At 59.8% G+C, this 21,653-nt stretch carries 18 protein-coding genes; 15 read left to right on the forward strand and 3 right to left on the reverse strand.

Annotated features, from left to right (window positions below):
- Positions 1–142: 142 nt before the first annotated feature.
- From KDL09_RS01330 to KDL09_RS01355, 6 genes are all read left to right on the forward strand, one after another.
- The gene (locus KDL09_RS01330; protein ID WP_294380546.1) at positions 143–577 is read left to right on the forward strand and encodes a hypothetical protein; all 435 of its coding nucleotides are present in this window, start codon (positions 143–145) and stop codon (positions 575–577) included.
- A 52-nt stretch (positions 578–629) separates the two neighbouring features.
- Positions 630–1,832 carry an outer membrane beta-barrel protein gene (locus KDL09_RS01335; protein WP_294380548.1) on the forward strand — a complete coding sequence of 401 codons (1,203 nt, stop codon included), beginning with the start codon at positions 630–632 and terminating at the stop codon, positions 1,830–1,832.
- Positions 1,833–1,952: 120 nt separating this feature from the next.
- Positions 1,953–4,151, forward strand: coding sequence for a polysaccharide biosynthesis tyrosine autokinase (locus tag KDL09_RS01340; protein ID WP_294380550.1), 2,199 nt, complete (start codon positions 1,953–1,955; stop codon positions 4,149–4,151).
- A gap of 20 nt (positions 4,152–4,171) precedes the next feature.
- The gene (locus KDL09_RS01345; RefSeq protein WP_294380552.1) at positions 4,172–4,735 is read left to right on the forward strand and encodes a polysaccharide biosynthesis/export family protein; all 564 of its coding nucleotides are present in this window, start codon (positions 4,172–4,174) and stop codon (positions 4,733–4,735) included.
- Positions 4,736–4,798: 63 nt separating this feature from the next.
- Positions 4,799–5,053: a polysaccharide biosynthesis/export family protein gene (locus KDL09_RS01350; RefSeq protein ID WP_345781062.1), complete on the forward strand. Its 255-nt coding sequence runs from the start codon at positions 4,799–4,801 to the stop codon at positions 5,051–5,053.
- A 55-nt stretch (positions 5,054–5,108) separates the two neighbouring features.
- Positions 5,109–5,360: a hypothetical protein gene (locus KDL09_RS01355; RefSeq protein WP_294380555.1), complete on the forward strand. Its 252-nt coding sequence runs from the start codon at positions 5,109–5,111 to the stop codon at positions 5,358–5,360.
- Here KDL09_RS01355 and KDL09_RS01360 read toward each other — a convergent pair.
- The gene (locus KDL09_RS01360) at positions 5,337–6,611 is read right to left on the reverse strand and encodes a GDSL-type esterase/lipase family protein (RefSeq protein WP_294380557.1); all 1,275 of its coding nucleotides are present in this window, start codon (positions 6,609–6,611) and stop codon (positions 5,337–5,339) included. The two genes, KDL09_RS01355 and KDL09_RS01360, sit on opposite strands and share 24 nt — an antisense overlap.
- Before the next feature lie 78 nt (positions 6,612–6,689).
- Positions 6,690–8,405, reverse strand: a complete 1,716-nt coding sequence (gene ilvD, locus KDL09_RS01365; RefSeq protein WP_294380559.1) for a dihydroxy-acid dehydratase — start codon at positions 8,403–8,405, stop codon at positions 6,690–6,692.
- Between the two features lie 160 nt (positions 8,406–8,565).
- Here ilvD and KDL09_RS01370 point away from each other — a divergent pair, with 160 nt between their 5' ends.
- The 7 genes from KDL09_RS01370 to KDL09_RS01400 all read left to right on the forward strand — a co-directional run bounded on the left by KDL09_RS01370 (position 8,566) and on the right by KDL09_RS01400 (position 16,540).
- Positions 8,566–9,309, forward strand: a complete 744-nt coding sequence (locus KDL09_RS01370; RefSeq protein WP_294380561.1) for a cytochrome c — start codon at positions 8,566–8,568, stop codon at positions 9,307–9,309.
- Between the two features lie 80 nt (positions 9,310–9,389).
- The gene (locus KDL09_RS01375) at positions 9,390–10,838 is read left to right on the forward strand and encodes a sulfatase (protein WP_345781063.1); all 1,449 of its coding nucleotides are present in this window, start codon (positions 9,390–9,392) and stop codon (positions 10,836–10,838) included.
- 31 nt (positions 10,839–10,869) lie between these two features.
- The gene (locus KDL09_RS01380) at positions 10,870–11,883 is read left to right on the forward strand and encodes a DUF1593 domain-containing protein (protein WP_294380565.1); all 1,014 of its coding nucleotides are present in this window, start codon (positions 10,870–10,872) and stop codon (positions 11,881–11,883) included.
- 13 nt (positions 11,884–11,896) lie between these two features.
- Positions 11,897–12,850, forward strand: coding sequence for a DUF1080 domain-containing protein (locus KDL09_RS01385; RefSeq protein ID WP_294380567.1), 954 nt, complete (start codon positions 11,897–11,899; stop codon positions 12,848–12,850).
- Entirely contained in the window at positions 12,847–13,716 is an 870-nt protein-coding gene (locus KDL09_RS01390; protein WP_294380568.1) for a hypothetical protein, read from the forward strand. Before KDL09_RS01385 ends, KDL09_RS01390 begins: the two co-directional genes overlap by 4 nt.
- Before the next feature lie 46 nt (positions 13,717–13,762).
- A complete protein-coding gene (locus tag KDL09_RS01395) occupies positions 13,763–15,220 on the forward strand; it encodes an alkaline phosphatase D family protein (RefSeq protein ID WP_294380570.1) in 1,458 nt (485 codons plus the stop codon).
- A gap of 48 nt (positions 15,221–15,268) precedes the next feature.
- Positions 15,269–16,540, forward strand: coding sequence for a DUF1552 domain-containing protein (locus KDL09_RS01400; protein WP_294380572.1), 1,272 nt, complete (start codon positions 15,269–15,271; stop codon positions 16,538–16,540).
- An 11-nt stretch (positions 16,541–16,551) separates the two neighbouring features.
- On the opposite strand, the gene KDL09_RS01405 is transcribed toward KDL09_RS01400, so the two are convergent.
- The gene (locus tag KDL09_RS01405; RefSeq protein ID WP_294380574.1) at positions 16,552–17,988 is read right to left on the reverse strand and encodes a DUF1501 domain-containing protein; all 1,437 of its coding nucleotides are present in this window, start codon (positions 17,986–17,988) and stop codon (positions 16,552–16,554) included.
- A 145-nt stretch (positions 17,989–18,133) separates the two neighbouring features.
- Here KDL09_RS01405 and KDL09_RS01410 point away from each other — a divergent pair, with 145 nt between their 5' ends.
- Both KDL09_RS01410 and KDL09_RS01415 read left to right on the forward strand, forming a co-directional pair.
- Positions 18,134–20,323 carry a DUF1549 domain-containing protein gene (locus KDL09_RS01410; protein WP_294380576.1) on the forward strand — a complete coding sequence of 730 codons (2,190 nt, stop codon included), beginning with the start codon at positions 18,134–18,136 and terminating at the stop codon, positions 20,321–20,323.
- 32 nt (positions 20,324–20,355) lie between these two features.
- Positions 20,356–21,627: a DUF1501 domain-containing protein gene (locus KDL09_RS01415; protein ID WP_294380578.1), complete on the forward strand. Its 1,272-nt coding sequence runs from the start codon at positions 20,356–20,358 to the stop codon at positions 21,625–21,627.
- Positions 21,628–21,653 lie beyond the last annotated feature (26 nt).

Here is a 21,653-nt window from a genome sequence, read left to right on the forward strand (position 1 = left end):
AAAATCTATAAAAGCACTGCCGTTTATGAAAACCGTACTCATTTCTCGCTTTGCGAGTTTCTCTGCCTGCATGCTCATGCTGGCGTGCGCTTCGGTTAGTTCAGCTCAGTCAACGGGGAGCTGCTCTGAGATCTCCAACGATGTGCGAGTCGCTGTCGAGAAGGATCCGTCGAAGGTCCTGATGGTTGTTGAAGATGCGCTCGTCATCAATGAAGGCTGCGCGGCCGATATCGTGACAGCGGCGATCACCGCGTCGAAAGCCGACTCGGCTTTGGCCGGGCAAATCGTTCAGACCGCCGTCTCGGTGGCACCCAAAATGGCTGGCGTCATCAACGATGCGGCGAACACGCTGGTTCCCGGTCTTGCTGCGGTGGCACCCGCTCCTGAAATCGTACGTCCCGTGACAGTGGCGGAAAAAAACCCTGGCAAAAACCCGGTGGTGCCTCCAGCCAAGGAGGAGATCTTTTTCGTCCCGTCCACGATCCGCGGAGTGTTTCTCATTCAGCCGCCTGCTTCGGGGCCGCTGCCGCCACGTTGCGATGACTGCCCGGTGTCTCCGTCGAAGGCAGTTCCTTGAGTTTTGCGCACAGGCTGCCTTTCCACTCCAGCTTTAAATCTCTCCGACTATCATGCGCTCGAAACTTGCAATGCTGATTCTGGCCGTCGCTGTGCTCAGCCCTGCCGTGTTGCATGCGCAGGGGCTGGTGGCCATTCAAAACTATTCGGCTGACTTCAGAACCGAACAACCGCTGACGTTTTCGGTCACCGGACAAGGCGGATATGACTTTCTCAAATACAAGGTGAACTCGCCGTTGGTTCAGGACATCGAGTCCTGGTATGTCCAAGGAGGCTTTGGAGCTGCATACACCAACCTCGACCGCACCACCCCGTGGAGCTTCAATCTCGACACCAGTGTCATTCACTACATTGACGGTGTTCCTCGTTTCGGCGGCACGTTTTACAATGCACGTGGTGCGTTCAACTTCGAACACCGGTTTTCGGAACGACTGAAGGTCAGCAATAACTTCTATCTTACCTACGGAGTCGATCCGAGCACCGCATTCGGCTACGGTGCGTCCACCACGCTGTGGAATGGACAGTACCTTTACGGTTACAACAACTTCAACGTCAGCTACGCTTGGTCACCCCGTCTCTCCACGACGACTTCATACACGTTCGACGGCATCGGTTATCAGGACGATCTGATCGCCAACCCAGAAGACCGTTACACTCACCTCTTCGCCCATCAGTTTTCGTATGCGATCTCCAAGCGGACAAGCCTGACGGCTGAATACCGCTATCGTATGGCCACCTACGTCACTCGTGCTGATAAAAACTACACTTCGCAGTTTGCCCTGCTGGGGGTGGACCACGCTTGGAGTGAACGCATGTCGGGGTCGGTTCGCGGCGGTGCGGAGTTTTATGACTCCGACCGTGTGACCAAGACAGCTCCTTATGCGGAAGCGGCCCTTAATTACGCCGTGGCCCAGCAGACGATGGTGCGTTGGTTTGCAGCGCTTGGATTCAACGGTGCCGAACTTGCTGCTTTCAACAGCCGCTATGGCCTGAATACCGGCCTGCAGTTGAATCACAACGTCACCAAGCGCTTCAGCGTCAACAGCGGTGCTTCCTACGCTTACAGCCAGTTTGACGGCGGCGCTGGATCTGATGTGACGGAGCATTCGGTGCTGCTCAACGCGGGCATCGGCTACCAGCTTCTCGAAAACGTCAATCTGAACGCCAACTACTCGTTCTCGACTTTGCAATCTACCAACGCCTTGCGGGAGTTTGATCGCCATCGCGTGTCAATCGGCGCCACCGCCTCGTTCTAAATTTTCAACAGCCAGACACCAATCCGCCGGCGGGCAAGTTTCGAACACCACGAATCTCCCGCTGGCGGCATTTTCAGACACCTTTCTTAACATCTCCAAACCATTTTTATCCCAGCAGGCATGAACGAGTCCGGCACAGAACTGCAAAAGCATGCGATGGACACCTGGCAGGTGGTCAAAAATCGCCTCGGGCTCATCTCGCTCTCCTTCATTCTCATTTTCGCCGCTGCCGCGGTCCTAACCTACATCATGCCTCGCAAGTACCGAGGGCATGTCGAAATGACAATCGAGCGCATTACGCAGGACATCAATGTCTTCGACCGCAACCGTGGCGACAGCCTCGCGTTCACCCAAGAGTACATCAAAACGCAGTTCGAGACGATCACCAAGCCCACAACGCTTTACCCGGTGATCGAAAAACTCGAACTTACCAAGCGCTGGGAACTGCCCAATCGCCAGGCCGCGTTATCCAAACTACGCACGAACCTCGAAACGCAGTCCATGCTTCGTTCGGACTTTGTTATCATCGACTATTACGATCAGGATGCGCAGCTCGCGGCCACGATTGCCAACGAGATCGCCAAAAGCTACATGGCACAGCGCAACAATATCGAGACCGAGAAGAAGCAGAAGGCGCTCACGGTGTTGCAGCAGCAGATTTCAGATCAGGAAGACCTTCGTCGTCAGGCACAGCTGCGATCACAGGAAGCCAAGCGCAAGGCAGGCATCGTGGGCGACTGGATTGTCGGCGGAGGCAGTTCGCTCAATCCCGGCAGCGATATTCGCACCTCGGAAGAGAACATGCAGATGTCTCGTGAGCAGTTGTTGATGCAATCCGACCAGGACATTCTGACGCTGCAGTCTGAGATCGACCAAGTGGCCAAATTGAGCGCTGATGAACTCATTGCGCAGGCATCAGGTCTCAAGCTGGAGAACCAAAACATCGCGATGATGACCTCGAAGCTTCAAGAGCTTCAAGTGGCCCGCGAGGGGCTGGTTAACGAAGGCCGGGGCCGCATGCATCCTCAAGTATTGAGTGTGGACAGCCAGGTGACGGAGTACAAGCGACTCATTCTTGCTGCGGCTGAGGCACACGTGAAAGGCCTTCAGAACCGCCTGGATGCCGCCAAGAAGAAGCGTGAATCTCTTCAGACTTACAACGATGAGGCCAAGGAGGAGATCATGAACATGCAGTCTCTTTACAACGAGTACAAGACTGCCAAGGACGAAGTCACCTACCTCGAAGATCTTTTGGTGAAAATGCGGTCGCGTTTCTTTGAGGAAAAGGCGGGCATCGAGCTCGTGAAGTCTCCTGCCACCATCTACTCCGAGGCGGAGCCCGAAGGGAAGCCATCGAAGCCGAATGTGCCGTTGCATCTCGCTCTGGGAGGCGTGCTGGGGCTCATGTTCGGCCTCGGTCTCGCCTTCTTCCTCGAATACATGGACACCACGGTGAAGAATCTCGACGATGTCGAGCGCTACCTTGGTGTGCCGGTTCTGGCGGTGGTGCCGAAGGGAGTGGGAGTTCTGCATCGCTCCAGCGGTTTCAATCCCGATGCTGAAGCCTATCGCATCCTGCGCACGAACATCGAGTTCAACCGTAGGTCGCCGGATGCGAACTGCCTGAGCGTCGTCAGCGGCGGAGCAGGGGAGGGCAAGTCCACCACCATGGTAAACCTCGCCTATGTTTGCGCTCAGGGCGGCTACAATGTCCTGCTCATCGACGCCGATTTGCGCCGACCGAGCTTGCACAACCATTTCGACGTCAGCCACGCGACTGGCCTGACCAACTACCTTACTACCGACATCCGTCTTGAGGATGTGGTCATGCGCACCCAGGTGGAGAATCTTTTTTTCCTCCCCAGCGGTCTTCTTCCTGCCGACAGTGCAGGTCTGCTTAACTCTCAGCGCATGGTCGATCTGATCGCCGAGGTGAAAAGTCGCTTTGACCTCGTGTTGATCGATTCACCACCGATCCTCGGCGTAAGCGACGCCTCCGTGCTCGCCAACGAGGCCGACATGACGATGATCGTGGTGCAGCATCGCAAACTGCCGCGTCACATGCTCATGCGGGTGAAGCAGAGCGTCGAAAACGTTGGTGGCAAAGTCGTCGGCGTTGTTCTGAACAACGTCGATCTGCGCAGCGACGCGCAGTATCAGTACTACACCAGCTACTACACCTATTACTCGCCGACCAACTCGCCCAATGGCGACAAGGGAGGGAAATCCCGCCGTCGCAAAATCAAGACCGAGACAACCGCCGCAGCAATTGGCACGGGGCATCAGGCCGCGCGTTCGGATGGCGATGATGTTTTTTAACCTCAGTCAATCATTCTGCTATGAACACTCGCATTCTTCTTTGCATTGGCGCCTGCGCCTCCTTCCTGGCGCCGGCATTCGGTCAAAACGGTGAACTGGCGCTCAAGGCCAACGACCGTGTCACCATCTCCATCGGTGGCATTCCCGACAACGAAGTGCCGCAGATCAGCAAGGTGTACACCATCAGTGACAGCGGCACGGTCAATCTTCTCCATATTGGCGAGGTTCGCGCGGCCGGCTTGAAACCGTCTTCGCTGCAACGCAGCATCGAGCAGACTTATGTCGCTCGCGAGATTTACACCCGTCCGACGGTTACCGTCAGCATTGATGGCGACGCCGCCACGGCTCGCACGATCTACGTCATCAGCGGCGCCGTCAGAAACGGCCCTGTTCCTTACAGCAACGGCATGACCATCCTTAAGGCCATCGGTGTGGCTGGTGGCTTTAATCCTTTTGCCAAGCCCAGCAAAACGAAGCTCATCCGCAACGGCGTGACTACGGAAATTGACCTCAAAAACATCAGCGCCAACCCCTCTCGCGATATCCCGCTCCAGCCCGAAGACCAGATCATCGTTCCCGAGTAAATCGAATCTACCCCAGATGATGAACTCAATACTGGTCCTGCGGATTGTTCTAGCCGCAGCGTGATGGTGGTTGGCGGCATTGCTCAAAATACCCAACTGCCGTTGAAGGCGGGAGATCTCATCGCGCTTTCCATCGGTGGAGTCGGAGAAACTGATGCTGCGCAGATCAACAAGGTTTGCAGCATCAGTGACGGAGGCACGATCAACCTTGTTCACGTGGGTGAACTCAAAGCCGTGGGTCTCAAACGTTCGCATCTTCAGCGCGCCGTTGAGCAGGCATATATCAAGCCGGAGATTCTCACCCGCCGCCCACAGTGACTGTCACCATCGGCAGCGGGAGCACGCCCGATCGGCTGGTTTACGTCGTGAAGGGATGCAAAAGCAACGGCCCGTGCCCTACAATGCCAGGATGACCATCTTGAAGGCCGTCAGCGTGGCCAAAGGCTTCTCGCCCTTCGTCAAGCCTGGAAAAACCACGCTTATTCGGAATGGCAAAACGATACCGCTGGATCTGCGAGACGTGGAATCCGACGCTCCGAAGAATGTTTCTCTACAGCCGGAGGACCAGATCCTAATCTCGGAGGAGGTGTTGCATCTCGGCTCATGGGGACGCCTGAAGCCTTAGAAAGCCGTGGGTCGAGAAGGGGACGGTGGCGGTGAGCGACCCGTCCGGGTTCTGGGTGATCTGACCGGCGGGCACGTCAGACCACGAGGCGAGATCGGGCGAAGAACGAGCCTTGAGCACGCCCCATTCAGTGAAGAGAGGACGCGGAAGCCAGGTGAGCGTGAGGGCGCCGTTTTGGAACATGGGAAGCGGCAGATTCACTGCGTCACCTTGTGTGGCACTGAATCCCTCTAGGGCGAATTCCAGCAGGTTGGGCACGCCATCACCATCGGCGTCATCATTGTAGCCGCCGGTCAGGTTTTGTGCCGCCAACCATTCGTTGAAAGGAATGTCGGGTTCGAGGCCGAGCACTTGGGTGACGAGGTAATCATCCGTCAGCGGCTCCATGTGCGTCCCGGGGTAGGCAGCATTGAAGGCTTCGATGACGAGTTGTGCGATCCGGGTGTGGGCGCAGGTATTCGGGTGAAAGCCGTCGCCTGAGAACAGGTAACGGGTGCGCGCATCGGCATCGGCGGCACGGTAAAACTCGATGCCCTTGATACGGAACGGTTCGGTGATGAGGGCCTTGGTGAATTCGTAAACCTCGGGCACGAAGCCAATGCCACGCGTCTGGGCGAAGGCGGCCAGGCTGGCATTGAGCGCATCCATGGCGGCGGTGACACGGGCGGTTTTCACAGGGTCCGTTGGATAACCCAGCTGCACCTGGGGCGTGCAGCCCACATGCGGCACGGAAACCAGCACGATCGGGACAGTGCCGTTTTGGTTGCGCACGTAGTCCACGAGCCACTCGAGATTGGCCAGGGTCAAATTGGTCACTTCCGGGCCGGCGAACCCGTTGTAGAGGTCGGCGTAGTAGCTGTCAGCGTCGTTCCCGCCGGCGAAGATGACCACGCGTTGTACATCGTTCCGCAACTGATCGTTCAACGTGCCGATCCACAGAAAGCTCAAGCCGCTCGTCATCTGGCTGCGGATCTCAGACGTGGTCGCGCCCGGAAAGGCCCAGTTGAAACGATGGCCCGTCAGGCGGGGGTCGGGGTAGGTGCTCCACGTGCCGGTATCAAACCAGCCGGTGCGGTGCTGGTGAAGGATCTCAATCCAGTTCCGCGCCTGCCACGCCGCCGGGTTGCTCGGATACAGCCCGGGAAACTCGGCTTCGTATTCCTTCGTCAGGCTGTCTCCGAACACCAGGCACTGCTCCGCCCGCAGCACGCCAGGCAGGCAGCACATGACAAGGCAGAGGAAAAAACGCATGAGATGCATTCAGACGAGATACGCGTCTGAAAGTTCACAGAAGAAAATTAATCCCTCTTTGTCGAATCCACGGGACGTCTACAATCCCAGATCTGTCACCGCACCTTGGCTCGCGTCACTTGTGAGTTTCGCGTATTTGGCAAGGACCCCGCGGGTGTAGCGCGGCTTCGGTTGTTTCCAGGCTTTGAGGCGCTTGTTCAGCTCAGCCGCAGGAATGCCGAGCGTAATCTCGCGCTTCACAGCGTCGATGGTGATGGGATCGCCGTTCTTGATGACGGCAATCGGGCCTCCCACGAAGGCTTCGGGAGTGACGTGGCCGACGACAAAGCCGTGGCTGCCGCCGCTGAAACGGCCGTCCGTGATGAAGGCGACGTCCTTACCCAGCCCCTTGCCCATGATGGCGCTGGTGGGGGAAAGCATCTCGCGCATGCCTGGGCCGCCCTTGGGGCCTTCTCGCCGCACGACAATGACGTGGCCCTTCTTGACCTTGTCGTTGAGGATCGCCTGCAGAGCAGTCTCCTCGGACTCGAACACGATGGCTTTGCCTTCGAACTTGAGACCTTCCTTGCCGCTGATTTTGCCGACAGCGCCTCCTGGGCAGAGATTGCCTTTGAAGATGACAAGGTGGCTGTCCTTCTTGATCGGATCGCTGAGCGGACGCACGATCGTCTGGCTTTTCGGCCACACGATCTTGGAGTTCCGCATGTTTTCCTTCATCGTCTTGCCGGTGACGGTGAGGCAGTCGCCATGCATCAGGCCTTCCTCGACCAGCAGGCGCATGAGCGGCACGGTGCCGCCGATTTTCACGAGGTCGTTCATGAAGTATTTGCCGCTCGGGCGCAAATCCGCGAGCACCGGCGTTTTCTTGCCGATGCGGACGAAATCCTCGATCCCAAGCTTCACGCCTGCGCTGTGAGCCGCGGCGATCAGGTGCAGCACGGCGTTCGTCGAACCGCCAAGCGTGATGATCAGCGTGATGGCGTTCTCAAAGGCTTCCTTCGTCATGATGTCGCGCGGCGTGATGCCGCGCTTGATCATGTTCATCACCGCCGCGCCGGCGTCGAAGCAGTCAATCAGCTTCTCATTCGAAACCGCCGCCTGCGCACCACTGTTTGGAAGACTCATGCCCATGGCCTCGATGGCGCTGGCCATCGTGTTGGCCGTGTACATGCCGCCGCAGGAACCTTCACCCGGGATGGAGTGCTCTTCGATATCGACGAGCTGCTTGTCTGAGATCTGGCAATTGGCGTGTTTGCCGATGGCTTCGAAGACCGTCACGATGTCCGCATCCTTCTTTTCAGGTCCGACGCAGCCTGGAAGGATCGTTCCGCCGTAAACAAACACGCTCGGACGATTCATGCGGCCCATGGCCATGATGCAGCCGGGCATGTTCTTATCGCAGCCGCCGATTGCGACGTAGCCGTCCATGCCTTCGCAGCCCACAACGGTTTCAATCGAGTCGGCGATGACCTCGCGGGATACCAGCGAGTACTTCATCCCCTCCGTACCCATCGAGATGCCGTCGGAGATGGTGATGGTGTTGAAGATCACACTCTTGCCGCCGGCGGCATCGACACCTTTCGCCGCTTCCTTCGCGAGCCGGTCAATGTGCATGTTGCAGGGCGTGACCATGCTCCAGGTGCTGGCGATGCCGACCTTGTTCTTCTTGAAGTCCTCACGCTTAAAACCCACCGCATGCAGCATCGCGCGGCTGGCGGCACGCTCCAAGCCATCGACGACGGCGGCGCTGTGCTTGCGGTGCAGGGAGGGTTTGGTGGAGGCTTTCTTGGACATGGCTCGGGAAGGATGGGCGCGCAAAGTGCCAGACACGCCTCCGCACGCAAGCGGCCTTTGCGTCAGATGCGGCACATCCTTTGACAAGAACGGCATGGCCCGGCCCGGTTTCTGGCACGATAAGTGACTTGTGAGGTTTCTCTCCCTACGCGCCGTCCTTTTGCCACTCTTCGCCACCTCGCTGGCGGCGGCTGATTCTGTCGCGCCGCTCGACTTCAACCTCTACATGCAGGGCAAATATGTCTATGAACGCAACTGCATCGTCTGTCACGGTCAGCGCGGGGATGGAAATGGTGAACTCAGCCCCACCTTGAAGCCGAAGCCGCGTTCGTTTCGCGAGGGCATGTTTAAATTCCGCACCACACCCCTCGGGGCGTTGCCAGCCGATGACGATTTGCGTCACACGATCCGTCACGGCCTCAGCGGCACGGCGATGGGCATGTTCACCCAGCTCACCGACGAGGAAGTCGATGCTGTGATCACTTACGTGAAGTCATTCTCCCGCCGCTGGCGCAAGCCGGAGAACTACGCCCAGCCGGTGACGCTCTCCCCGGCCCCGGAGTGGTTCAAAGCGTCCGATCAGGTGAAAACTCACGCCACGGAAGGCTCAAAGCTCTTCGCTGCGAACTGCGTTGCCTGTCATGGTGAGAAAGCGGATGGCAAAGGGCCTGCCGCCATCGCGCTGAAGGACATCTGGGGCATTCCGGCGGCCCCGTCTGACCTGCGCCAGCCGCATCTGCGCTGCGGCGACAATCCGGACGACATCTTCCGCGTGCTAGCAACCGGCTTGAATGGCACACCGATGGTGAGCTTTGAAAAGACGCTCACAGAGGTGCAGCGCTGGGACATCATCGCCTACCTCATGAGCATTCGCCTTCCATCAGGGCCGGTGCTGGGCGGTTAAGTCGGCGCATTCACAAAAATCACGCGCAATCGGCGGCGCATACGATTCGTTCCTGCCTCATGACGAATCCGACCCCGGCCATGTGTATCAGTGTTCTCTTTTGGCTCGTTGCGTCGCTGTCCATTGGCGCGGAGTCCCGAAAGCCGAACGTTCTCTTCATCGCTATCGATGATCTCGCCAACGCGCTAGGCTGTTACGGCGATCCGGTGGCCAAAACGCCGCACATGGACCGCCTCGCCGCCTCGGGCGTGCGTTTTGACCGCGCCTACAATCAGATCCCGCTCTGCAATCCCAGCCGCGCTTCGTTGATGACCGGTCGCCGGCCGGATGCGACGCAGGTCTACGACCTCGACCGACATTTCCGCGAGGCGTTGCCGGATGTCGTCACGCTGCCGCAGCTCTTCAAAAAGAACGGCTGGTTCACCGCCCGCGTCGGCAAGATTTATCATTACGATGTGCCCAAAGGCATCGGCACCGACGGACTTGATGACAAGCCTTCTTGGAATCAGGTCATCAATCCGAAGGGACGCGATGTGTTGGAAGAGGACAAGATCACCAATCCAATTCCCGAGAAACCTGTCAGTGCCGCATTGAGCTGGCTCGCCGCCGAAGGTGCCGACGACGAGCAAACCGACGGCATGATTGCCAGCGAGGCCATCAAGCTCCTCGAACTGCATCGCGACAAGCCCTTCTTCCTCGGTGTCGGCTTCTTTCGCCCGCACACGCCTTACGTCGCGCCGAAGAAGTATTTCGACATGTATCCGCTCGAATCCATGCGTCAGCCGTACGCGCCGCCGGATGATCGCGCGGACATCCCGGTTCCCGCGTTTGCACACAACAACCCGATTCCAAACTACGGGCTCGATGAACTGACCTGCCGCAAGGCCATGCAGGCTTATCACGCCTGCGTTTCGTTCGTCGACGCACAGGTCGGTCGTCTGCTCTATGCGTTGGCCCGGCTCAAGCTCGCCGACAACACCATTGTCGTGCTGTGGAGTGATCACGGCTATCACCTTGGCGAACACAACGGCGTCTGGCAGAAGCGCACGCTGTTTGAAGAAGGCGCCCGCGCTCCGCTGATCATTCGTGCGCCGATGGCGAAAGGCAACGGCCAGGAATGCTGCCGCATCGTCGAGTTCGTGGACATTTTTCCCACGGTCGCTGAATTCGCAGCGCTGCCGCTCCCGCCAGGACTCCATGGTCAAAGTCTGCTTCCGCTGTTGAATGATCCGCTGATGGACTGGGACGGTGCCGCCATCACGCAGATCCTGCGTCCTGCTGACGACCGTCTGCCGCAGCAGGTCATGGGCCGCAGCATCCGCATCGAACGCTGGCGCTACACCGAATGGAATGACGGCAAAGAGGGCGTTGAACTCTACGATCACGCCATCGACCCGCTCGAGTTTCACAATCTGGCACGCGAACCCGATTCGGAGGCCAAGGCCGTCATGCAGCAACTCCGCAGACGATTTGGCGGTAACGCATCGCCCAACCCGCCCGCATCTCCCGTCAATCCGAAGCGACTGTGATTCAAAGTTCAAACATCAGTCCATGTCCGTCATGATGGTTCGAGTGATCTTCAGCCTGCTTGCCCTGGCTTCCGTAACTTTCGGTGGTCAACCGCCGCGTCTTGCCATCCTCACGGACATCGGCGGCGATCCGGACGACCAGCAGTCGATGATCCGGTTGATGGTGTATGCGAACGAGTTCGACATCGAGTTGCTGCTGGCGAGCGCGTCTGGCACGCGGGGTGAATTGAAGAAGGCGGTGACGCGGCCAGATCTGATTCTTCAGATCATTGACGCTTATGATGCGGTGCTGCCGAACCTTCAGAGGCATGCAACGGGCTGGCCGGAGGCATCGAAGCTCCGGGCGTGCGTGAAGTCCGGCAATCCGCATCGCGAACGCGCATACATCGGCGACGGTCACGACACGGAAGGTTCTCGTGCCTTGATTGAACGCGTGGACGCGGGCAGTGCGGAGCGGCCGTTGAACATCGCGATCTGGGGCGGGCAAACGGATCTGGCGCAGGCACTCTGGCGCGTGAAGCAAGATCGCGGCGCGGAGGGATTCGCGGCGTTCGCGAAAAAGCTGCGCGTCTATGACATCAACGACCAAGACGGGATCGCCGACTGGATGCGCGGCGAGTTTCCCGGCCTGAACTACATCCTCGCCAAAGCGCCGCCGGGTCGTGACAAACGCGAGGGCACCTACCGCGGGGTGTATCTCACCGGCGACGAGTCGCTCACGAGCAAGGCGTGGATCGAGGCGAATGTGAGGTCGCGCGGACCGCTCGGCGCCTTGTATCCGATGAAAACCTCCACCGCGCCGAACAAGAATGGCTGCATGAAGGAAGGCGACACGCCCTCGTGGTTCTTCTTCCTCCCACTCGGAGGCAACGATCCAGGTGATCCGGCGAAACCCGGCTGGGGCGGCCAGTTTCAACGCGAGCCCGACGGCTGGTGGCGTGATCTGCCTGCGAAAGACGGCTTTGATCCGCGCAGCAACGTGACGCGCTGGCGCGCCGATTTTCAGGCGGACTTCGCGAAGCGGATGACTTGGTGCGTGGAATGAGCCATTCATCCGAATGATCCGATTCCTGCTCTCCTTCATCCTTGCCGGTTCCCTCGGCGCACAAGACGCTCTCACCGGTCAGTGGTCGCTTGATCTGCCCAATGACGAGAAAGGCTGGCTTTCGGTCGAGAGTGATAAGGTTGAACTCATGTGCGGCGTCGGTTCCGCGCGGCCGGTGGAGAAGTTCGAACGGCAAAACGGCGTGCTGAGCTTCGACAAGTCCATCAAACGACCACTCGCACCGAAGGAGGAGCCCACGGTGAAGTATCGCATCACGATGAGCGCTGAGGGCGAGACGTTGCGTGGCACGATGCAGCCTGAAACCGGCGCTGCGATCATCTTTTCGGGCAAAAAGCAGCCGCCGATGCCGTCGGCACCGGATTTATCAAAGGTCGTGTTTGGCGAACCGATCACGCTCATCAACGGCCGCGATCTCACCGGCTGGCGGGCGAGCAATCCGGCCAAGAAAAACGGCTGGAGCGTGCGTGACGGCATCCTTTGCAACGACACGCCGAAGACCGACTTCAGCGCCTACGGTGAACACACGAATCTGCGCAGCGATGCCGAGTTCGAGGACTTCCAGCTTCACATCGAGTATCGCCTGCCACCCGAGACAGGCGGCAACAGCGGCATCTACCTGCGTGGCATGTATGAGGTGCAGGTGACGCACCGCGACAGCAAGATGCAGGGTATCAACGGCCCCGGCGCGGTCTTTGGCCGCATCACCCCAACGCACAACGCGGGCAAACCGGCGGGTGAGTGGGACGTGCTCGACATCACGCTCGTGAATCGTCATATCACCGTCGTACTCAATGGCGACAAGGTCATCAACAACCAGCCTGTACCCGGTTGCACCGGCGGTGCGCTGAAAAGCGATGTCATCCAGCCCGGCCCCATCTACTTGCAAGGCGACCACACCAGCGTGCAATATCGCAACCTCCTCCTTCGTCCCGTCCGCCAGCCATGAAATCTCTACTCTGCGTCTTCGTTCTCTCAGCCCTGTCATCCTTTGCCGCCGATGTCGAAGCCCTCAAGAAACTCGGCGCCAAGGTCACGGAAACCGGCGCAGTCGTCACGCAGGTGCAGGTGAAGTGCGATGCGTTCACTGAGGCGGATTTCAAAACGCTCGGCAGCTTCACCACGATCAAGGATCTCTCGATCAGCGGCAAAATGATTACCGACAGCACCATCGCTCTGCTCACCGGACTCACGGAGCTTGAACGGCTCAGTACCGATGGCATCCAGCTCACCGATGCGGGCTACAAACACTTCGCCGCGTTTCATAAGCTCAAGACGCTCGCGTTCTTCCATCCGGCATTTCGTTCCGAGCAATTCACTGGCAGCGGATTGATTGAATTGAAGGCGCTGGCAAAGTTGGAAAACCTGACCTTCGCCGGATCGACCGCAGGCGATGTCGCGCTGGAGGCCATCGGGCAGCTCACCCAGTTAAAAGGATTCCGCACCTGGCACACGGCACAGACGCAGGCCGGTAACGCGCATCTTACCAAACTGGCTTTGACTTCCTTGCGCATGGGCCAGCGACTGCCGAGCGGCAAAGAGTCACCGATCAGCTTCGATGAATCGACGATGGAGACGCTCGCGCAGATCAAGACGCTCGAATCGCTCGAACTCACCGAGGCCCGTCTCAGCGCGAAGATCATCCCGCAGCTCAAGGCGCTGCCGAAGCTGACGAAACTCAAGATCGAGACCGTGGACATCTCCCAAGCCGATGTGGAGGCCATCAAGGCTGCGTTGCCGAACTGCAAGGTGGACTTCAAACCGATGACCGACGCCGAGAAAGAGGCCACGCTGGTGAAGAAGCTGCGTTTGTGAGTGGTGCGTGCCAGAAACGGCGGGCTGTGGCGTTCATGCCGGAACCATGAGCCCACGCCCTTCCCTCAACCGCCGTCGTTTCATTCAGAACACCACCGCTGCGGCGCTCGCCGCACCGCTTTTCGCGAAAGCCGCGGAATCAGATGCATTTCAAGCCACCGGCACACGTGTGGGCGAGGTGACGGACACGACGGCCATCGTCTGGACGCGTCTGACGCAGAACACGGTGCGCAACAACGACGGCGTTAAGTTCGGTCCGGCCAAGAAGAAGGTCAAAGGTGAGCAGCAAAAGCAACTGAAGGTGCCGCCCGTGGCGGAGATCGAAGGCGCATGCCCGGCGGCCTCCGGCCAGATGCGTGTGCGCTATGGGTTGAAGGCGGATTTGAGCGACGCGGTCGAGACGCCGTGGGCCGATTTGAGTGCGGAGAAGGATGGCATTCATCACTTCAAGCTCTCCGCCCTCAAGCCGGGCAGCACGTATCATTATGTGAGTGAGAGCAAGGGCGCGGATGGCAAGTCGCAGGCGGGCTTCACGGGCACCTTCCACACGGCGCCGGAGCAGGCGTCGCCATCGGCGCTGCGCTTCTGCGTGATGACTTGCCAAGGGTATCACGACCGCGATCACGAGGACGGGCATCCGATTTATCCGTCGATGACGGCGCTCGATCCGCGCTTCATCGTCATGACGGGCGACCTCGTGTATTACGACAGCAACATGCCGCGTGCGGTTTCACCGGCGCTCGCACGTCTGCACTGGGAGCGCATGTTCAGCCTGCCGCGTCTCATGGCCGCGACGCGCAGCACCTCCACCTACTGGCTGAAGGACGATCACGACACCGTAACGAACGACTGCTGGCCCGGCATGAACGCGGGCGAACTGACCTTTGACGAGGGCGTGCAGATTTTCCGCCAGCAGGCGCCGTTGGGTGAACGCGACTTCCGCACGGTTCGCTGGGGCCGTGATTTGCAGGTGTGGTTCACCGATGGACGCGATTATCGCTCGCCCAACAAGATGCCCGACGGACCAGACAAGACGATCTGGGGTGCGGAGCAGAAGGCGTGGTTCAAACGCACCGTCAAGGAGAGCACGGCCACGTGGAAGGTGCTCGTCAGCCCCACGCCGCTCGTTGGCCCGGATCGCGGCAACAAGAACGACAACCACAGCAACGCCGGCTTCACGCACGAGGGCGATGAAATCCGCTCCTGGCTCCAGGCGAACGTGCCGGACAATTTCTTCGTCGTGTGCGGCGACCGCCACTGGCAATATCACTCGGTGCATCCGACGAGCGGTGTGCAGGAGTTTAGCGTCGGCCCCGCGAGCAACTCGCACGCCAGCGGCTCGCCCGGAGAGGACAAGACCTATCACAGGTTCCACCGTATCAAGGGCGGCTTCCTCTGCGTCGAGTTGCGTCCGGACGGCAAGGAAAGCGAAATCACCTTCCAGCTTCGCGGCGTCGATGGCGCCGTCGGTTACGAGCAGACATTCAGGCGTGCCGTGGCGTAGGCTTTATGTCAGACTTTTCCTTGTTCACACGTTTCAGCCTCACCCATCATGTACACAGCCACCAAACGCCACCTCGACCGCCGCGCCTTTTTGCGCGGCACTGGAACCGTGCTCGCTCTGCCGTTCCTGGAGGCGATGGTGCCAGCGTTTGCCACGAAGGCGCAGGCGGCGGTTGGAAATCCACCGCCGCGTTTCCTCGCGATGTGCGCGACGCTTGGTTTTCACACGCCGTTCCTGTTTCCGAAGGAGACCGGCGCGGACTACACGCTCACGCCTTATCTGGAGCCGCTGAAGGACCTGCGGAAGGATTTTTCCGTCATCTCCGGCCTGCAGCACATGGAGCAGAACGGCGCGAACGGCCATACGTCGGAAATGACGTGGCTCACTTCGTCGAAGCATCCGGGACTCGCCGGATTCAAAAACACGATCAGCATCGACCAGCTCATCGCCGAGCACATCGGCTCGCAGACGCGTTTCCCGAGTCTGATCCTCGGCACGGGCAGCGAATCACTCTCATGGTCGTCCAGTGGCGTGCCGCTGCCGGCGGAAAGTTCGCCGTCGAAGGCGTTCACGCAGCTCTTCATCGACGGCACGCCAACGGAAGTCGCCGCGCAGGTGCGCAATCTCAAACGCGGTCGTAGCATTCTCGACACCGTGATGGGCCAGGCGAAGAAACTGCACGATGACCTCGGCAAGCGCGATCAGGAGAAGCTCGATGAGTACCTGAGCGCCGTGCGCGATCTCGAAGGCCGCCTCGTGCAGAACGAGGAATGGGTGCAGAGGCCGAAACCGAAGGTCGATGCGAAGCCGCCCACCGACATCCAGAGCCGCACGGACGCCATCGGCAAAATGAACCTCATGCAGGAACTCATCGTGCTCGCTCTGCAAACGGACAGCACCCGCACGGTGACCTTGCGTCTCAGCGGCATGAACGCTGTGCCGGAGATCGAGGGCGTGAAGAACGACTGGCACAACCTCTCCCATCACGGCCAGGATCCCGCGAAGATCGAGGAGCTGGAGATCATCGAAAAGGCCGAGTTCACCGCATTCGCCGGATTCCTCACGAAACTGAAGGCCGCGTCGCTGCTCGACACCACCGCAGTCATCTTCGGCTCCAATCTTGGCAACGCCAGCTCCCACAGCACTACGAACATTCCGCTTGTCCTCGCCGGCGGTGGCTACAAGCACGGCCGCCACATCGCCATCGACAAGGAAAAGCATGTCTTCTCAAATCTCTTCGTCAGCCTCGCCCAGCGTATGGGCGTCGAGACCGACAAGTTCGGCTTCAGCACCGGCGTGCTGGACATCAATCAGGCGTAAAGCGCGGGAGATTACGTAAACACCTCGCGGATCACCTCGCCGCCGAAGACGGTGGGGATTTCGTCGCGGTTGTTGTGGCTGTAAATGAGGCGGTGCTGGTCGAGACCGAGCGCGTGGAGCATCGTCGCGTGCAGGTCGGCGGGCGAGATGGGGCGCTCGACGGGGACGAAGCCGAGGTCGTCGGTGGTGCCGATGACCTGGCCGCCTTTGACACCGCCACCAGCCATCCAGACGGTGTAGCCAGCGGGTGAGTGATCGCGGCCGCGTTTCGCGCCGGTGGCGCTGCCTTCGGTGGTGGGCGTGCGGCCAAATTCACCGCCCCAGACGACCAGCGTGTCATCGAGCAAACCGCGCTGTTTGAGATCGGTGAGCAGGCCGGCGATGGGACGATCGACGGCGCGGGATTGCTTGCGGTGATTGCTTTCGAGGCTGCCATGCGCGTCCCAGCCGCCGTTGCGAAGTTGGATGCAGCGCACGCCTTTCTCAACGAGACGACGCGCGATGAGGCACTGCGTGCCAAACTCCTTCGTCGCAGGATCGTCGATGCCGTAGAGCTTGCGATTGGCTTCGGACTCGGTGGCAAGGTCGAAGGTTTCTGGCGCGGAGGTCTGCATGCGGAAGCCGAGCTCGTAGGAGGCGATGCGCGCTTCGAGTTCGGAGTCCTGGCCTTGCTTGGCGAGGTGCTGGCTGTTCATCCACTTGATGAACTCCAGCTGGCTGCGTCGCGATTTGTCGTCGTAAGCAGCGGGCATGGCGGTGTAGGGCACGCCGTTTTTCGCATCGACGACGGTGCCTTGATAACGCGACGGCAGGAAGCCGGGACCCCAGCCGGGACGTTGCGGCGCAGGGCCGGTGGAATTGGAGAGCATGACGACGAAGCCGGGCAGATCGCCGCTGAAACTGCCGAGACCGTAGGTCATCCAGGCGCCCATGCTCGGACGATCGCCGAGCGCCGTGCCGGTGAGAGCCACACATTCGCCCGGCCCATGCACGGGGATGCGATGATTCATGGAACGAATGACGCAGAGATCATCGACGAGTCGCGCGGTTTCTGGGAAGAGTTCGCTCACCGAGATGCCGCTCTCGCCGTATTGCTTGAAGCTGAAGGGCGAGGCCATGAGCGACGAATTCACTCCGGAGCGCGGAATCTTCGGCACGTTCACGGCGATGCTCTCCGGCACCGGCTGGCCTTCGAGTTTTTGCAGCAGCGGCTTGGGATCAAAGGTGTCCGTCTGGCCCGGACCACCGCTCATGAACAGGAAGATGATGCTCTTCGCCCGCGGACGCAGGTGCGGGCCGATGAGATGCGGGCGCGTGTGATCGCCCTCACGATTCGCCGCCAGCAGACCATCCTGCGCGAGCAGCGACGTCAACGCAACGGAGCCGAATCCCAGCGTGCTGCGTTCCAGCATGGCGCGGCGGGAGAAGGATGGCGGCGTTGGACTCATTGAGTGGGAACGTGAAAAAAAACAGAGATCACCCGGGCAATCGAAAGAGGTAAACGCAGTATCTTGCCGTGAACATTCTCACAATGCCCTTCACTGGAGGCCAGATGATTCGAATGCTCGCTTTCACCCGAAGATGACGATCAGAATGAAAACTCGAATTCAGGCCCTTTCCATCCATGTGCTCATTGCATTGACCTTGGCGGCTGGGCCGTCGTTTGTGTGCGCCAAAGATCCCGGCAAACCAAAGAAGGCTGTGGCAGCCGAGCCCACAACGGCAAATTCAGTCAATGCAGACGCCAAGGAGGCGGCCGTTGCTCGATACCGTGAAATGGCGAAGAGCGGCCAGTTCGATCGCGCGGCGATGGAGGAGTTGGCCGCGATCCTGGGTGCCCCGCGAGCAAAGGGGGGACAGCCGCTGTCAGACAACGCCTTGCAGACGGCTCTCGCCAAGGCGGTGGGCATGGTCGAACAACGGAAGAAGATGAACGCGACTGGGGATTTGGAGGCGATCCAGAAGGCGAAGCTCGCGTTTTTGAAAGAGAAGTCCGGGCCGTTTGTCGAGCAGACTCCCAGCCGCGAACTTCGAATGCCGCATGAGAGGATTGAGTGGGCAGCTACCAACTTGGACAAGCTGGTGGAATCGCGTTTGCATGAAACTGGCGGCGATTTCAATCCGCTGACGACGGACGAGCAGTTTGTGCGGCGGATCTATCTGGATGCGGCGGGTCGCATCCCGACTGCGGAGGAGGCGAAATCCTTTCTGACGGACAAAAGCACCACCAAGCGCCGCGACCTGATCGACAAGTTGCTGCTCAGCGAGGACTACCCCTCGCAGATGTACAACTGGCTGGCGGACATGCTCCGCGTGCAGGATCCCAAAGGCGCTGGCGAGGTCTATGAAGGGTACCAGGCTTGGCTAATGGATCAGGCGGCCGGCAATCGCCCGTGGAACGAGACCGTCTACAATCTGCTCACGGCCGAAGGCAACCTCGTGACCGAGCCGCAGATCGGATGGCTGAACCGTGACGGCGGCGTGATTACCAACACGATCTCCCAAACCCTGATGACCTTCCTCGGAGCAGATGTGTCATGCGCCGAGTGTCACGATCATCCGTTCGCCAATTGGACCCAGCGTCAATTCTATGAGCTGGCGGGATTTTTTGGCACCACCCACTGGCCGGGCGCGGCGGTCAAGAAAATCACCAAGGTGCAGCGGAGTCACATGCACGTGGTGAGGAACAATACCGAGAGGTTTCTGACCTTCCCGGAGGACTACAAGTATGAGGACGTGAAACCGGGCTCCAAGGTCTCGCCGACTTTTGCCGTGATGCGGGAACTGGCACCGAGAACCGAGGGCACTCCGGAGAAGCCCCTGGGCCGCCAGGATTTCGCCATGTGGCTGACCAACGCGAAGAACACGCAGTTCGCCGCGACGATCGCGAATCGTCTCTGGCACAAGGCCTTCGGGCGTGCGGTCATCGAACCGATGACGGTGATGGATGATCTCAACGCTGCGGATCATCCGAAACTGATCACCACCCTGGCGAGCCTGATGCAGTATCTGCAGTTCGACCTGATGGAGTTCCAACGCGTTGTTTACAACACCCGCGCTTATCAATCCCAATGCAGCCTGACGCAGGACGACGGCGAACCCGCACGCTTCGCCGGGCCGGTGCTTCGTCGGATGACGGCGGAGCAGGCCTGGGATTCACTCGGGACGCTGATCAGTGGCACCGCCATCAACGACTACAAAAAACCGCGCAAGCTGCACATGTGGGCGATGGATGTCTTCAAGGAGGACGCCTTTGAATTCCCCGACCGGGATCCCGTTCCGGGCAAACGCATCGCCATGGGTGCGAGCCTCCTCGAGAATGAGCTTTTGGTGGAGGAAGGAATGAAGCTGACCGCTGAACTGCTGAAGAGTCAGGGACGGAGTGACGCGGATGACAAGCGGGGCAGGAAGAAGAACAAGTCGCCGGCGATGGCGCGCGCGTCCGAGCTGGAGCAACCGGCACCGGATTCCCATTTTCTCCGCGGGTTCGGGCAGTCCGAGCGGGAATTTGTCGATGGCGCGATGTCTGAAGGCGGCATTCCCCAGGTGCTCATGCTGATGAACGGCAACGAGGCCGAACGGCTGGCCGAGCCACGCTCCCACCTGATGCAGCTGGCTAATGCCGCTGGTTCGGAAAGCGCGCAGATCGAGTCGATGTACCTCAGCTTTTTCAGCCGCCGTCCCACGCCGTCCGAACTGAGCCTGATCCGCAGCAAGAATCTCGACCCGCAAAAACTCAGCTGGATGCTGATGAACACCCGCGAGTTCATCTTTGTGCAGTAGCGCTTTTCCAAAACACCCAACACACGCCTCTCATGCACCTCATTTCCAAAGACACCAGCATCGCCCGCCGACAGTTTCTGGAGCGCTGCGCTGCCTCGGCCTTCGGCTTGTCGCTGCCGACGTTTCTAACGTCTTCTCCCGCATTGGCCGCGGCCGAATCCGCTCAGGGATTTGGCAAGGCGAAGCGTGTCATCTTCCTGATGATGGGCGGTGGCATGACCCATATCGACACGCTCGATCCCAAGGAGGAGACCAAGGGGCCGACGACCACGCTGCTGGGGAACAGTGCCGGAGGCCAGTTCACCAACCACATTCCGCAAACGGCCAAGATCGCCGACAAGATGTGCGTGATCCGCTCCATGACCGCCAAAATCGGAACTCACTTCGAGGCGCAGTACTTCATGCGGACGGCCTACAAAAAAATCAACACCATCGCGCATCCCATGCTCGGTGCGTGGGGCCAAAAGGTGCTGGGCCGCAGTCACGAGGTTCTGCCTTCGTCGGTCTCGGTTTGTCGTGACGCGGGGTTGGGCAATGGTTTCCTGCCCGCCTCAATGAGCCCGCTGGCGATCCTCGATCCGGATGCGGGGCTGCAGTATCTCAAGCCTGAGGCAGGCGTCAGCGAGATCCGCTCCCGGCTGGAGACGCTGAACGAACTGGATCGAGTCTTCCGGGAAGCGCATCCCGACCGCAACGTTCAAGCCTACACCGACTTCTACGAAGACTCGGTGCGCATGATGAGCGGCCAGGAGGGGGAGGCTTTCGATCTCTCCAAGGAGCCCGACTCCATGCGCGACGCCTACGGCAGGAGCAAGTTCGGCCAAGGGTGCCTGCTTGCCCGCCGTCTCGTCGAAGCCGGTGTGAGGTTTGTGGAAGTGCGCTCCTCCGGCTGGGACATGCACAAGAATCTGGTGACCGGGCTGGAAGAAGTCGCGCCCTCGGCCGACCAAGCCTACGCGCAGCTCATCCGCGATCTCGATGACCGCGGCATGCTTGCCGAGACCCTCGTGGTTCTGGCCTCAGAGTTCGGCCGTTCACCCAACTACAGCGGCGGCGGGCGCAATCATTACCCGGTGGCCTTCTCGACCGCCCTGGCGGGTGGCGGAGTCAAGGCGGGTCACATTCACGGTGCGACGGACAGCAGCGGTGGGAAGGTCGTGGACAAACCCATGACCGTGGAGGAGTTCCACGCCACCATCGGCTGGGCCATGGGTATCCGCCCCGACTTGGAAATCGCCGCGCCCAATGGGCGTCCCTTCAAAGTGGGCGCGGGCTCTGCACCGGTGCTCGATGTCTTCGCATAAGCTCTGAAAACACTCTTCCCTCACGC

Source organism: Prosthecobacter sp. (assembly GCF_020439865.1).
Lineage (GTDB): Bacteria > Verrucomicrobiota > Verrucomicrobiia > Verrucomicrobiales > Verrucomicrobiaceae > Prosthecobacter.